Annotated in this window: 11 protein-coding genes; 7 read left to right on the plus strand and 4 right to left on the minus strand. The window is 68.4% G+C overall.

Translation table 11 applies throughout. The features are described from left to right. Positions 1-80: 80 nt before the first annotated feature. From nirB to JOF46_RS07075, 3 genes are read left to right on the plus strand one after another with little or no spacing between them, the layout of a single operon-like run. Entirely contained in the window at positions 81-2,714 is a 2,634-nt protein-coding gene (gene nirB, locus JOF46_RS07065) for a nitrite reductase large subunit NirB (protein WP_209906678.1), read from the plus strand. Next, positions 2,711-3,733 (plus strand): uroporphyrinogen-III C-methyltransferase, encoded by a 1,023-nt coding sequence (cobA, locus tag JOF46_RS07070; RefSeq protein ID WP_209906679.1) that lies wholly within the window; start codon positions 2,711-2,713, stop codon positions 3,731-3,733. Before nirB ends, cobA begins: the two co-directional genes overlap by 4 nt. After that, entirely contained in the window at positions 3,730-4,851 is a 1,122-nt protein-coding gene (locus JOF46_RS07075; RefSeq protein ID WP_209906680.1) for a uroporphyrinogen-III synthase, read from the plus strand. Before cobA ends, JOF46_RS07075 begins: the two co-directional genes overlap by 4 nt. A gap of 13 nt (positions 4,852-4,864) precedes the next feature. Here the strand turns inward: JOF46_RS07075 and JOF46_RS07080 are convergent, their stop codons facing one another. Then, positions 4,865-6,412 (minus strand): MFS transporter, encoded by a 1,548-nt coding sequence (locus JOF46_RS07080; RefSeq protein ID WP_209906681.1) that lies wholly within the window; start codon positions 6,410-6,412, stop codon positions 4,865-4,867. Positions 6,413-6,522: 110 nt separating this feature from the next. On the opposite strand from JOF46_RS07080, the gene JOF46_RS07085 reads away from it, so the two are divergent. Together JOF46_RS07085 and JOF46_RS07090 are read left to right on the plus strand one after the other, a co-directional pair. Further along, positions 6,523-7,065 (plus strand): TetR/AcrR family transcriptional regulator, encoded by a 543-nt coding sequence (locus JOF46_RS07085; protein ID WP_209906682.1) that lies wholly within the window; start codon positions 6,523-6,525, stop codon positions 7,063-7,065. Positions 7,066-7,070: 5 nt separating this feature from the next. Beyond that, complete coding sequence (locus tag JOF46_RS07090) at positions 7,071-8,330, plus strand: MFS transporter (protein WP_209906683.1); 1,260 nt, start codon at positions 7,071-7,073, stop codon at positions 8,328-8,330. A gap of 13 nt (positions 8,331-8,343) precedes the next feature. Here the strand turns inward: JOF46_RS07090 and JOF46_RS07095 are convergent, their stop codons facing one another. The 3 genes from JOF46_RS07095 to JOF46_RS07105 form a co-directional block, all read right to left on the minus strand. After that, on the minus strand, positions 8,344-8,970 hold the full coding sequence (locus tag JOF46_RS07095) for a trimeric intracellular cation channel family protein (protein ID WP_209911672.1): 627 nt from the start codon (positions 8,968-8,970) through the stop codon (positions 8,344-8,346). Positions 8,971-9,056: 86 nt separating this feature from the next. After that, complete coding sequence (locus JOF46_RS07100) at positions 9,057-9,608, minus strand: DUF1697 domain-containing protein (protein ID WP_209906684.1); 552 nt, start codon at positions 9,606-9,608, stop codon at positions 9,057-9,059. 124 nt (positions 9,609-9,732) lie between these two features. Continuing rightward, on the minus strand, positions 9,733-11,040 hold the full coding sequence (locus JOF46_RS07105) for an Nramp family divalent metal transporter (protein ID WP_209906685.1): 1,308 nt from the start codon (positions 11,038-11,040) through the stop codon (positions 9,733-9,735). Positions 11,041-11,446: 406 nt separating this feature from the next. Between JOF46_RS07105 and JOF46_RS07110 the strand changes: the two genes are divergently transcribed. Continuing rightward, positions 11,447-13,405, plus strand: a complete 1,959-nt coding sequence (locus JOF46_RS07110) for a S9 family peptidase (RefSeq protein WP_209906686.1) — start codon at positions 11,447-11,449, stop codon at positions 13,403-13,405. 54 nt (positions 13,406-13,459) lie between these two features. Then, positions 13,460-14,848, plus strand: a complete 1,389-nt coding sequence (locus JOF46_RS07115) for an NAD(P)/FAD-dependent oxidoreductase (protein WP_209906687.1) — start codon at positions 13,460-13,462, stop codon at positions 14,846-14,848. Position 14,849: the final 1 nt, after the last annotated feature.

Raw genomic sequence — 14,849 nt, forward strand, 5'->3', positions numbered from 1 at the left:
TGGTAGGCAAAGCGCGTTTCCTAGGCTGAAGGCAATCAAGCACGCGTCACAAGCGCAAGAGTGAAAGTCGGGTAACAGGCATGGGTACAGGAAACGGCATACGCCGCATCGTAGTCATCGGTGGCGGTCCAGCCGCACATCGCTTCACCGAAGCCATGGCAAAACGTGAACCAAGCAATCTCGAAATCACCGTACTGACCGAGGAAGCGCACGTTCCCTATGACCGGGTTGCCCTGACCAAGGCGCTGACCAATACCTCGGTGGACCTCACGCTGGGGGATCCGGGACTCTGGGCCCGTGAAAACGTCACCCTTGAAACCGGTGCCGGCGTGAAAACACTGGACAGCATCAACAAGCACGTGACCACCCACGATGGGCGCAGCTTCGGCTACGACGAACTGGTCCTGGCCACCGGATCGAATGCGGCAACTCTGCCGATCCCGGGCAACGAGCACACCCACGTGTACCGCACGCTCGAAGATGTCTGGGCGATCAACGCCGGCATTCGGAGCCTCGCCGCCCAACTGGGGCGCAAGCCCGTGGTCGCCACCATCGGTGGCGGACTGCTGGGGCTGGAGGCGGCTGCCGGCTCCCAGTCATTGGGTGCCGAGGCAGTGGTCATCGATGGCGGCAAATGGCTGATGGGCACCCAGCTGGATGAGGGCGCCGGCCAGGCCATGGGCCGACTGATCGCGCAGACCGGATTCACGGTCCATGGCGGGGTCTTCCCCAAGGAAGTCACCACCGAAACGGTGAACGGCATTGACAAGGTCACCGGCGTGCTGATGGCCGATGACAAACACATCGCCGCCGACATGGTCATCGTCTCAATCGGTGTGCGTCCCCGTGATGAGCTGGCCCGGAACCACAACCAGGTCCTTGAAGAAAGCAGCATGCAGGCGCCGGTCTTTGGCATCGGTCCGCGCGGCGGCATTGAGATCGACGAGCACTGCGCCACCGCTGTGCCCAACGTCTGGGCCATCGGTGAGGTAGCAAACTTTGGCGGCATGTGCATCGGACTGGTGGCCCCGGCCAACGCCATGGCCGAGGTGCTCGCGGCCCACCTGCAGGGCGGTGACGCCGAATTCACAGGCTTCGACACCGCCACCAAGCTCAAGCTCTCCGGGGTTGACGTGGCAAGCTTCGGTGACGGGTTCGCCCGCACCGAGGGAGCGTTGGAGGTCGTCTACGCGGACGCGGCCCGCGGCCTGTACCAAAAGATCGTCGTCTCCGCCGACGCCAAGGTCCTGCTTGGCGGCATCTTTGTGGGGGATGCCAGCCCGTACCAGTCCCTGCGCCCGCTGCTGGGCCGCGAGCTGCCCGCCGAGGCCGGCGCCTACCTCAGCGCACTGGGCGGCGAGGTACCCGACGGGGAACTGCCCGATGACGCGGTGCTGTGTTCCTGCAACGGCGTGTCCGTCGGATCCATCAAGGACGCCGTGGGTGGCTGCGGGTCCTGCGAGGGCAGCGAACCGGTCAACGACCTGGCCTCGCTGAAGACCTGCACCCGGGCCGGAACCCAGTGCGGATCCTGTGTCCCGATGCTCAAGAAGCTCATGGAATCGGAGATGACCAAGAACGGCGTCGTCGTTTCCACCGCCATGTGCGAGCACTTCGAGCTCTCGCGCTCCGAGCTCTTCGAGGCCGTCCAAGTTGCCGGGCTGCACAGCTACCCGCAGATCATGGAGCGCTTCGGAAAGGGCAGTGGCTGCGACATCTGCAAGCCGGTGATCGCCTCGGTCCTGGCCTCGCAGACCTCGGGCCACCCGATGGAGGCCGGCCTGGCCGGCGCGCAGGACACCAACGACCGCGTCATGGCCAACATGCAGAAGGACGGCACCTACTCGGTGGTCCCGCGCATCCCCGGCGGGGAGATCACCCCGGAAAAGCTCGGCGTGATCGCCGCGGTCGCGGCGAAGTACAAGCTGTACACCAAGCTCACCGGCGGGCTGCGCATCGACATGTTCGGCGCCCGGCTCGAGCAGCTGCCGGAAATCTGGAAGGAACTGGTGGACGCCGGCTTCGAGTCCGGGCAGGCCTACGGCAAGTCGCTGCGCAACGTGAAGACCTGCGTCGGGTCCTCCTGGTGCCGCTACGGGATGCTGGACTCGGTGGCCATGGGCATCGAAATGGAGCTGCGCTACCGCGGGCTGCGCGCCCCGCACAAGTTCAAGATGGGCGTCTCGGGCTGTGCCCGCGAATGCGCCGAGGCCCGCGCCAAGGACGTGGGAGTCATCGCCACCGCCGAGGGCTGGAACCTCTACGTGGGCGGCAACGGCGGGGCGAACCCCGCGCACGGGCAGTTGCTGGCCGGCGGGATCGACGACGCGACGCTGATCCGCTACATCGATCGGTACCTGATGTACTACATCCGCACCGCGGACAAGCTCCAGCGCACCGCGCACTGGATGCAGGACCTGGACGGCGGCATCACCCATGTGCAGCGCGTGGTCGTCGAGGACTCCCTGGGCCTGGGCGCGGAGCTGGAGGCCGCCATGGAAACCCACGTGGGCAACTACCAGGACGAATGGGCAGCCACGCTCGCGGACCCGGAAAAGCTGCGCCGCTTCCGCTCCTTCGTCAACGCCCCGGAACAGGCCGACCCCGACCTGCACTACGTGCCCGAACGCGGGCAGCACCGCCCCGCCGAGCCGGTGCGCCTCGGCGCCACCATCTCCATCGGCGCCCCGACCACGACCCTGGAGTCCTCATGAACATCACCGGACTGCAACTGCACGGCCAATTCGTCCTGGTCGCCGGCGCCCGCTGGGCCGCCCGCCACGTGGTGGCACGCTACGTGTCCGCCGGAGCGCTGGTGTTGCGGGTGCACCACCCCCACGAGCTGGAGGACCACCGGCAGATGCTGGCCTCGGTCCGGCTGCTGGTGGCCGTCGATGACGGCGCCCCGGGCTGGGAGGTGCTTGATGGCCTGGCCAGGCGCGAATCGATCCTGCTTTCACGCGAACCCGCGGCCTCGCGCAACGGCAGCATCACGCTGCTGGGCGGGGGCCCGGGAAGCAGCGACCTGCTCACGGTGCGCGGCGCCGCCGCGCTGGCGAACGCGGACGTGGTCTTCCACGACCGGCTGGGCCCGGGGGAAGACCTGGCCGCAATGGCACCCGGAGCGCAGCTGGTCGACGTGGGCAAGGCCCCCGGGAACCACAAGGTGCCCCAGGAACGCATCAACCTGCTGCTCATCGCCGAGGCCCGGGCCGGGCGCACCGTGGTGCGGCTCAAGGGCGGGGATCCCTTCGTCTTCGGCCGCGGCTCCGAGGAACGCGACGCCGCGCTGGCCGCGGGCATCCCGGTCACGGTGGTGCCGGGGATCAGCAGCGCGATCTCGGTGCCCGGCGCCGCCGGGATCCCGGTGACAGCGCGCGGGGTTTCGAAGTCCTTCACCGTCATCTCGGGCCACGACCCCTTCACCGAGGCGGAGCTGGTGCACCTTGCCGGCATCGGCGGGACGCTGGTGGTGCTCATGGGCGTGGCCACGCTGCAGCAAAACGTCGCCGGGCTGCTGCGCCGCGGCCTGGCGCCCGACACTCCGGCGGCCATCATCGAACGCGGCTTCGCGGACACCCAGCGCAGCACCCGCGCCACCCTGGGCACGCTCGCGGAAGCCGCGCGGGCCGCGGGCTGCTCGAACCCGGCGGTCATCGTCATCGGGTCCGTCGCGGCCCTGGGTGTCGGCACCGACGACATCGCCGCACTGCTGCCGGCGGCAGCGCGATGAGCGCGGCGGCAACCGCAACGACCGGGGTGCTGTCCGGATTCCGCATCGCGGTGACCTCCCAGCGGCGCTCGGCCGAGTTCATCGAGGCCCTTGAGCGACGGGGCGCGCAGGTGCTGCACGCCCCCGCCCTGGCCACCGCCCCGCTGCAGGGCGAGGCGGAGCTGCTTGGAAGCACCCGCCGGGTCCTGGAGCTGCGCCCGGACCATGTACTGGTGTGCACCGCCTACGGGTTCCGCCGCTGGTTCGAATCCGCGGAGGCCGCCGGGATGGGCGAGGAGCTGGCCGAGGTGCTGCACGCCTCAAGGATCCACGTGCGCGGGCCCAAGGCCCTGGGTGCGGTGCGCGCGCTGGGCTTTGACGCCGAGTCGGTGGCGGCCGATGAGCTGACCGGCACGCTGGTGGCACAGCTGGCCCCGGGCCTGGCCGGGAAATCGGTGGTGCTGCAGCACCACGGGCACCCGGACACCGAGGCCACCGCCGCACTGCTGGCGGCCGGCGCCACGGAGGTGGTGGGGATCAGCCCCTACCGCTGGGTGGCCCCGGAGGAGCCCGGGAGGCTCGAGGTGCTGCTGCGTGCGCTGTGTTCCGGCTCGCTGGACGTGCTCACCTTCACCAGCGCCCCGGCGGTGCTCGCCCTGCTGGAGGCCGCGCGCCTGCATGATTGCGGCGACGAGGTGCTCGCTGCCCTGCAGTCCACGGTGTGCACCGTGGCGGTGGGGCCGGTGACCGCCGCCCCGCTGCGGGAGATGGGCATCGAGCCGCTGGTGCCCGAGCGGCACCGGATGGGGGCGATGATCCGCACGCTGGTGGAGCACCTGGGGACCAACGGGTCGATCCAATGCGCCACGGCGCTCGGGAACCTGAGGCTGCGCGGGGACACCGTGAAGTTGGAGGGGGCGGGGGAGGCCCGGGAACTGGGGGAGTCGCAGCTGCGGATCTTCAAGTCCCTGGTCTCGGCCGGGGGCAACGTGGTGGCCCGGCCCGCGCTGGCGGCGCTGCTGCCCGCCGGCTCCTCGGACCACGCGCTGGACATGGCGGTGAGCCGGCTGCGCCGGGCGCTGCCCGATGCCCGGCTCATCTCCACGGTCCTCAAGCGCGGTTACCGGCTCAACACCTGAGCCGGCACAGCGACTAGGCCCGGGGCCGCTCCTTGACCGAGCGCAGCGCGATCGCCACGATCACCGCGGAGGCCAGGGCCAGCACCATGGCGATGGCCGAGGTGTAGACCACGCCCTTGTCGAAGGCGTGCGCGGCGGATTCCAGCAGCCTGCCGGCAGCCGGCTCGCCCAGGGACCTGGCCACCTCGTGTGCGCCGCCCAGGGTCTGCCGGGCGGTTTCGACCGCGGCCTCCCCCAGCTGTCCGGGGAGCTGGATGTTGCTGCGGTATGCGGCGTTGAGGATCGAGCCGAGCACGGCCGTGCCGAGCACCGAGCCCACCTCGTAGGCGGTTTCGGAGATCGCCGAGGCGGCACCGGCCTGTGCCGGGGGCACCGCGGCCAGTGCCATGTCGTTGGACAGGGTCTCGCTCATGCCCACGCCCGCGCCCAGCACGCCGAAAGCCACCATGAGCATCGGCACCGATCCGGACTGGCCGGTGAGCATCACGATGCCGTAGGCCAGCGCGTTCATGACCAGCCCCCACACCATCACGTGCTTGACCTCGAAGCGCCGGGTCAGGCGCACCGCCAGCAGGCCGAAGCCCACCGTCAGCGCCAGCCCGGGAAGCATCAGCACCCCGGCCATCATCGGGGTGTAGCCGGCAACCAGCTGCAGGTGCTGGGAGATGAAGTAGATGAAGCCGACCAGCGCGAAGATGCTCAGCAGGTTCACCGCCAGGGCCGCGGAGAAGGACGGGTTGGCAAACAGGCGCACATCCAGCATCGGGTTGGCGCGCCCCAGCTGGCGCCGGGTGAAGGCCACCCCGGCGGCAAGCCCCACGGCAATGGCAAGGCACGGCAGCACCGGGGATCCGGCATTGGTCAGTTCCTTGATGCCGTAGACGATCGGCAGCAGGGTCATGATGGCCAGCCCGATGGAGATCGGGTCGATGGCACCGGGGTTCGGGTCGCGGGATTCGGGGACCAGTGCCGGGGCCAGCACCAGCAGCGGCAGCAGCATCGGGACGGCCAGCAGGAAGACCGAGCCCCACCAGTAGTGCTCGAGCAGGAAGCCGCCGACGATCGGGCCCAGGGCGGCGCCGCCGGAGAACCCGGCGGCCCAGATGGCGATGGCCTTGCGGCGTTCGAGGGGGTCGGTGAAGATGTTGCGGATCAGCGAGAGCGTCGCGGGCATCAGCATCGCGCCGAAGATGCCCAGCAGGGCGCGTGCGGCGATGAGCTGCTCGGCGCTGGTGGCAAAGGCGGCGGCCGCGGAGATCGCGGCGAACCCGCTGGATCCGACCAACAGCAGCTTGCGGCGGCCGAACCTGTCGCCGAGCGATCCCATGGGCACCAACAGGCCGGCGAGCACCAATGGGTAGATGTCAATGATCCACAGCAGCTGGTTTCCGCTGGGCGTCAGGGCCTCCGAGAGCGCGGGAACGGCGAAGCTGAGCACCGTGTTGTCGACCGAGATCAGCAGGACCGGGAACATGAGCACGGCAAGGGCCGCCCAGCGTCGGCGGTGCATGGAGCCGGTGATCGTCTGCGTGGATGGGCGGCTCAGGCGGGGAGTGCTCATGGGGATCTGTTTCCTGGAAAGGTATGTGCGGGTTGACAACAATAACTGTACCGTCCAGACGGTACAGTTTCAATGTGACGATGCCTACAGGAAAGGATAAGGTTCAGTACATGTCTCGACCGCCATTAGCCAAGGAAAAGATCGTCGACGCCTACGCCTCGATGCTCTGCGACGAGGGCGAGCGCGCTGCGACCATCGAAGCCACCGCCGCACGCGCCGGGGTCTCCAAAGGCGGACTGCTTTACCACTTTGCCTCCAAGGAGGCCCTGGCGCAGGCCGTCATCGAAGGGCTGCTCCAGGCGCACGCCGAAGACCTGGAACGCATGTCGGCATCCCCGGAGGGCGCCTCGCGGTACTTCGTGCGCACCTCGACCATCATCGGCAGCGAACTGGACAGGTACTTCCTGGCCGTGCTGCGCCTGGCCCAATCCGGGCACGAGCCCTCCATCGAGGCGCTGGACGTGGTGCACGCCGGATGGCTGGATTTGATCCGCGTCGAGGTGAAGGACAAGTACGTGGCCGAAACCATCATGCTCATCGGCGAGGGGCTGTACTACCAAACCTCCATGCCCGGGCCCTGGTCCAAGGGGACCTTCGCCAAGGACCTGGAACACCTGCTGCTCCAGGTGGAACGACTCAAGAACGGTAACTAAGCTCCATGGCACTGACCCCACCCCGACAAAAACTGGCCGGCCGGATCGGTGCGTTGCTGGGCATCATCCTGATGGCCCTGTCCCTGCGCGCGGCCGTCGTCTCGGTGCCCCCGCTGCTGGGAAGCATCGGTCCGGAACTGGGATTCGATTCCTTCTCCACCGGCCTGCTGGCCATGCTGGCCCCCGTCGTCTTTGCCGGGTTCGGGCTGCTGACCCCGCGCCTGATCCGCTGGTGGGGGCTGGAGAAGGTGCTGGTGGCAGCGGTCCTGCTGGCCGTGGCAGGGCAGCTGCTGCGCGCCGCGATGGGGGATGTGACAAGCTTCCTGCTGCTCTCGGTCATCACCCTGGCCGGCTACGGCATGGGCAACGTGGTGCTGCCGCCGCTGGTGAAGAAGTACTTCCCCGACTACCTGGCGATCGTCACCTCGGGCTACGTCACGATGCTTGCGGTGGGCACCTGGATGGCCCCGCAATTCTCCGTGCCGCTGTCCAACGCCACGGGCAACTGGCGCACCTCCATCGCCGCCTGGGCGCTGCTGTCGGCGGTGGTCCTGGTGCCCTGGGGCATCCAGATCTTCAGGGACCGCAAGAGCCCGCGCCCGGACACCCCGCTGGTCAACGGGCTGGTGGCAGCGCCCCCGGCACGGATCAACCCGTGGAAGTCCCCGGTGGCCTGGGGCCTGGCCATCTTCCTGGCCGGCAACTCGGCCCAGACCTACGTCTACTTCACCTGGATGCCGCCCTACCTCTCGGAGCAGGGGCTGGACACCATGGCCGCCGGTTCGATGCTGGCCCTGTTCGCGATCCTGGGCCTTCCGGTGAGCCTGCTGGTGCCCTTGTGGGTTCCGCGCCTGCGCCACCCGATCGTGGCGGTGCTGGTCTTCACGGTCTTCTGGATCACCGGCCACCTGGGCCTGTATCTCTCGCCGACCGAGCACACCGTGCTGTGGGTCATCTCCGCCGGCCTGGGCCAGGGCACCTTCGCCATTGCCCTGCTGATGATGAACCTGCGCTCGCGCAGCACCTACGGCTCCGGCGTGCTGGCCGGCTTCAGCCAGGGGCTGGGCTATGCCGGCGCGGCGATCGCCCCGCTGCTCTTTGGCATCGTCAAGGACGCCACCGGCGGCTGGAGCGCCTCGTTCGCGATGCTCGGTATCTGCATCGTGGTGATGCTCACCGGTGCGGTGATGATCAACGGCCCGCGCAAGATCGAGGACGGCCAGGGCGAGGCCGAACACCTCGGCGAGCTCGAACGCGTCACCTGAGCCGGACCGGCCCCTAATGCAGTTCTGCGTCGCGGTGCCAGGACCCGACGGCCTTGGGCACGCGCCAGCGGAACTTCAGCGAGAGCACGCGCAGGATGAAGACCACGGCCGCCACGGCCAGCTCCCACACCCAGCCCCTCACGCCGAGGACCCACAACCCGGCCATGAGTCCGGCACCCAGCATGGCCGGGACCGCGTAGAGGTCGCGCGGGTCAAAGATCGAGGGGGTCTTGTTGGCGACCACGTCGCGCAGCAGTCCGCCGCCCACCGCTGTGGTGACGCCCAGCAGCGTGGCGGCAAAGGGATTCATCCCCGCCTCCAGCGCCTTGATGGTGCCGGCGGTGCAGAACAGGGCCAGGCCGGCGGCGTCAAAGACCAGCAGCGGCCGCTTCAGCCGCTGCACTCCGGGGGCCACGAAGTAGACCAGCAGCGCGGCCAGGGTCGGTGGAATGAAGTAGTACGGGTTCTCGAATGCGGTGGGCACCACGCCCAGGATCACGTCGCGCACGATGCCGCCGCCGATCCCGGTCAACCCGGCCAGCAGCAGGGAACCGACGATGTCGAAACCGCGCCGCGCGGCCAGCAGCGACCCGGAGACGCCAAAGAAAAAGACCCCCAGGAGGTCAAAGAGCAGGGGCATGGTCAACGGGTCGTATCCTCGGGTTTCATGTTCGTGGGCGGTGCGGCAGTGGAGGTTCCATTACAACATGGGCCGCTGCGGCGGGTTCACCGCGCAAGGACGCGAAGGGCAACCAGGACCTTGTTGACGGTGTTCATGTTCCGGGTGGTCACCAGCGTGGAGGATGCCACCTTGGCGAAGTGCTTCGCCAGGGGCGTGCCCAGGGAATCCCCGCGCGGCACCTCCCAGCAGATGCACGAGCCCAGCTGCGCCACGCGCTCGGAATCGCCGGGTGCGGGGGCGCTGCCCAGGATCTCGCCGGCATCCCGGTCGCCGGGCGTGAACACCAGGTAGCGGTGCCGCTGGACCCCGTCATCGGGGGATTCGAAGGGGTAGTTCTCCGTGATCGATTCCAGCTGGTCCCCGTCCTGGACGATCACGCCGATGTCCCGGCCGTAATGCTCCAGCAGGGCCTGCTCGATTCTTTCCTTCACGCGCGAGGGATCGGATTCGTCGGCTCCGACCACCACGTTGCCGCTGGCCAGCAGGGTCTTCACCGGCGCGAAACCGGCCTCCTGCAGCAGCGCAGCGAGGTCCTTCATCAGCACCTTGACCCCGCCGACGTTGACCCCGCGCAGGAAAACAGCATAGAAGATCATGGGGCCAAGTCTGCGCCGCGGGCCATGGTGCTGTCCATCTGCGCCTTCACGCACGAACGGGGCCGCACCCGCGAAAAACGGATACGGCCCCGGGGGATTCGTGCGTTGCGCCGAACGGTGAGTGCTAGCCCTCCCAGAGCGGCGAGGCTGCCTTGTACAGCTGTTGGACGCCCAGGGAAATGAACAGGGCGGCGGTGATGGCCAGCAGGACGTTGGTGTGGACCTTGTTGGCCCAGACCTTGGGGATCCGCTTGCCGTTGAGCAGGCCCAGCAGGGTCACGGCGAGGAACGGCATGAACAGCGAACCGAGCACGCCGTAGGCCAGGATCAGGGCGATCGGCTTGTCCAGCAGGAACAGCACCATCGGCGGGAAGGTCAGCCACAGCACGTAGAACTTGAAGTACTTGCCGCCCACGCGGGTGTCCGGGTGCCCGGATTCCTTGCCGCGGATGTTGCCCCAGAAGTCGGCGAACATCAGCGAGACGCCGTTCCACACCCCGATGATCGAGGAGAAGGAAGCGGCCCAGAATCCGATGAGGAACCCGGTGCCGACCACGTCGCCGTACTTCTCGTTCAGCACGGTGGTCAGGTCCAGCAGCCCGGCATCGCCGGCGCTCAGCGAGACGCCCGCGGCGCGCACTACCTCGGCGCCGACGATCAGCATGGCGATCACGAAGATGCCGGTGATCACGTAGGCCATGGAGTTGTCGATCCGCATGACCTTCATCCACTTGGGCGTGTACCAGCCCTTTTCCCGCAGCCAGTAGCCGTAGGCGGCCAGGGTGATGGTGCCGCCGACGCCTCCGGCCAGCGCCAGGGTGTAGACCACGCCGCCCTTGGGGATCATCGGGATCAGGCCGGAGAACATCTCGGGGATGTTCGGCGCGGCAATGATCGCCAGACCGACGACGGTGACGAACATGATGCCTACCAGCACCGCGGTGATCTTCTCGAAGAAGGAGTAGCGGCCGAACCAGACCATGGCGAAGCCGGCCAGGCCCATCAGGACCGCCCAGATCTTCAGGTCCACGCCCGGGAACAGGGCGGCCAGCGGCATTGCCGCCGAGGACATCGCGGTGGCTCCGTAGACGAAGCCCCAGATGATGATGTACGGGCCGAAGTACCAGGTGGTCCACTTGCCCAGGGACTTCCAGCCCTCGAAGATGGTCTTGCCGGTGGCCAGGGTGAAGCGCCCGGCGCCCTCGACCAGGATGATCTTCAGGATGACGCCGAGGATCACCGCCCAGAGCAGCGCATAGCCGTAGCGCGAGCCGGCCACCAGAGTGGCGACCATGTCTGCGGCGCCGACGCCGGTGGCCGCGACGACCAGGCCGGGGCCGACGATCTTCCATTTGGCCGGCTTGCCGCCGTCGTCGTCGATGCGGTCGGCGTGCAACGCCTTGACCGCTGGTGCATTCTCTTCTGTTGGCATCTGCCTTCGGTTCCTAACCGGTTGAATTTGCCGTGGGTGCGCGCGGTGCCGCTTTGCACGGCGGCGCGTCCATGTCGATTCCGCATCCCGCTGGCGGGCCGGCATGTTGCCCGGGGGACGAATCGTGGAATTCTCCATTGTTTTCTCTGGGAACCGGGCCGGGATCCATGCCGCTTCCTTGCGGCATTCCCCTGCCGCGTTTCCAGCGCGAGAGTCACATCACAGGAAACGTTATAGGTGATCGCATACACAATCGCCCTTGCGGGGTGTTTCCTAACACTTCCTTAGGAATCGGCGAGCGGTTCCCGGGCCTTGTGCCCGGGCAGCGCCCGTCGCCGGAGTGGAAGGAAAAATCCCTTGTCGGGTGATGATTCACTCCTGGAGCGGGGAGGACTAGGATCGCATCATGACATCGCGTTTGCCCTATGGCTCCTGGCCCTCGCCCATTTCCGCCTCACAGGTGGCTGCCGGCACCACGCCGGTGGGAGGCGGTGGATTCGTCGGGGATGAATTGTGGTGGCTCGAGGGCCGCCCGGCCGAGGGCGGGCGGCTGACGGTCCTGGCCCGGGCCGCTGCATCCGACTCACCGGCGCGCGAACTCGTGGCCGCACCCTTCAACGTCCGCAGCCGCGTGAATGAATACGGCGGAGCGTCCTGGGCCGCAGTGGGCACCGGGGACGGGCATCAGCTGGTGTTCGCGAACTTCCGCGACCAGCGCCTCTACCTCGTCGATGCCCACGGCGGCACGCCCGTTCCCCTGACCCCGGAGTCATCCGGGGCCGACGGGGAACCGGCCCTGCGCTTCGCCGAGATCATCCAGGGACCCGCCGGGCACGTGCTGGCCATCTGCGAGGACCACCGCACACAGCTGCGCCGCTACATCGCCGCGATCCCGCTCGACGGCTCCGCCGCCGCGGATCCCGACGCGCTGAAAGAGGTCACGGCCTCCTCGCGCTTTGTCGCGGCCCCGCGGCTGAACCCCTCGGGCACCCGGATCAGCTGGATTTCCTGGGAACACCCGCAGATGCCCTGGGACGGAACCGAACTGCATGTGGCCGACCTCAAAGAACTGGCGGCCGTGCACGACACGGTGCTGGCCGGTTCCACCACCGAATCGGTGATGCAACCCGAATGGCTCGACGAGGACCGGCTCGTGTTCATCTCCGACCGCAACGGCTGGTGGAACCCCTACCTGCACGATCTGTCCTCCTCGTCCCAGCGCCCGCTGTGCGAAAGGGAAGAGGAATTCGCCGGACCGCTGTGGACCGTGGGCCAGAATTGGTACAAGGTCATCGACGCCGACACCCTGCTTCTGACCCACGGCACCCACGGAAGCTCGCTGGCCACGCTGGATGTTCCCAGCGGCAAGCTGCAGCAGCTCGTGCTGCCCTTCACCCGCATCTCGCCCACCGGGCTGCGCGGAAACGAGCTGCTGGCCACCGCCACCTCGCTGGTTCAGGGCGACGGGCTGCGGCTGATCGACCTGGACACCCTGGCGGTGCAGGACATCTCCCTGGCCCTGAAGGACCTGCCCGATCCCGAGGCGCTGCCCGGCGCCGAGGCCATGGAATTCACCGCCGCCGACGGCTCGCGCGTCTACGCCCACGTGTACGAGCCGAGGCTCGGAAACCTCACCGGGTCCACGGACGAGCTGCCGCCCTACGTGGCCTTCGTGCACGGCGGACCCACCTCCCAGGCGTTCGCGCAGCTCTCGCTGTCGATCGCCTACTACACCTCCCGCGGCATCGGGGTCGTGGATGTGAACTACGGAGGATCCACCGGGTTCGGCCGCGCCTACCGCCAGCGACTGAACGGGCAATGGGGAGTGGTCGATGTCCAGGACACCGTCGCGGTGCTCGAGGGCCTGGCCGCCGCCGGCATGGCGGATCCGAAGCGCCTGGCCATCGAGGGCGGGAGTGCCGGAGGCTGGACCGTGCTGTCCGCGCTGACCACCACCAAGACCTTTTCCGCGGGCATTTCCCGCTACGGGGTTTCGGACCTGGTCGGCTTGGTGCGCGACACCCACGACTTCGAATCGCGTTACATGGACTCGCTGGTCGGCCCCTACCCGGAGGCCGCCGAGCTCTACGCGCAACGCGCGCCGATCAACCACGTTGCGGACATCAGCTGCCCGGTGCTGCTGCTGCAGGGGGACCAGGACAAGGTGGTGCCCCCGGCCCAGTCCCGGGTGGTTGCCGATGCTCTGGCCGCCAACGGCATCCCGCACGCCTACGTGCTTTACGAGGGCGAGCAACACGGCTTCCGCCGCGCCGAGAACATCGTCAACGCGCTGGAAACCTCCCTCGGCTTCTATGCCGCGGTCTTCGGCTTCGAATCCGACGTCCCGGTGCTCAAGCTCAGCTAGCCACCACGCAGCCTTCCGCCCGCACGCCCGCCCAACGCAAGGACAATCCGAAGAATGACCACCAACGGGAACGTGTCGTTTTGGTATGCCGAGGACGGGCTTCCGGCCCCGCGCCCGGCGCTCGCCGGGGACCTGGAGGTCGATGTGGCCATCGTCGGGGCCGGGTACACCGGGCTGTGGAGCGCCTACTACCTGGCCAAGGCCGATCCGTCGCTGCGCATCGCGGTGCTCGAGTCCCGCTTCGCCGGGTTCGGCGCCTCGGGTCGCAACGGCGGTTGGCTGGCCAACACCATCACCGGCGGACGTGACGGGTACGTCAAGAGCCACGGCCGTGCCCTGGTGGGGGACTTCCAGCGGATGCTCAACGACACCGTCGACGAGGTCATCAAGGTTGCCGCGGACGAGGGCATCGACGCACACGTTAACAAGGGCGGGGAACTGCTGGTGGCCCGCAACCCTGCGCAACTCGGCCGGCTCGAGGCCATGGCCGCGGAGCAGCTGAGGTGGCCGGAGGATGACGCGGTGCGGCTTTCGGCCGCAGCGACGCGTGAGCGGATCAACGTGGCCGGCGCCCTGGGTTCGATGCACATCCCGCATTGCGCCCGCATCCATCCGGCGAAGCTGGTACGCGGGCTGGCCGAGGCGGTTGAACGCCGCGGCGTCACCATCTATGAGAACACCCTGGTCACCGAGATCAACGCCGGGGCCAGCGGGGCACCTGCCGCCGCGGTGACCGAACGCGGGACCGTGCGCGCCGCACACATCCTGCGGGCCACCGAGGGCTTCACCGCGAACCTGGCGGGGGCGCACCGCGACTGGCTGCCGATGAACTCCTCGATGATCGTCACCGAGCCGCTGGATGCGGGTACCTGGGAGCAGATCGGCTGGGAGGGGTGCGAGACCCTGGAGGATTTCGCCCACGCGTATGTGTACCTGCAGCGCACGGCCGACGGCCGCATCGCCATCGGCGGCCGCGGGGTGCCCTACCGCTTTGGCTCGCGCACCGACATGGACGGGGCAACCCAGCCCAAGACCATCAAGGCGCTGACCGGGATCCTGCACGAGATGTTCCCGGCGGCGGGAGGGGCCCGGATCGAGCATGCCTGGTCCGGGGTCTTGGGGGTGCCGCGCGATTGGCGGGCGACGGTGAACTACGACCCGGCCACGGGCCTGGGCTTTGCCGGGGGATATGTCGGCACCGGGGTCACCGCGACCAACCTGGCCGGCCGGACGCTCACGGACCTGGTGCTGGGGCGGGACACCAAGGCCACCGTCATGCCGTGGGTCAACCGCACCGTGCGCCGCTGGGAACCCGAGCCGGTGCGCTGGCTCGGGGTCCAGGGCATGTACGCCATGTACCACCGGGCCGATGCCCAGGAAAGGGACGGCAGGGCCGCCACCGCCCCGATCGCACGGCTCGCGGATCTGGTCTCCGGCCGGTAGG

This window comes from Paeniglutamicibacter psychrophenolicus, from assembly GCF_017876575.1.
Classification (GTDB): domain Bacteria; phylum Actinomycetota; class Actinomycetes; order Actinomycetales; family Micrococcaceae; genus Paeniglutamicibacter; species Paeniglutamicibacter psychrophenolicus.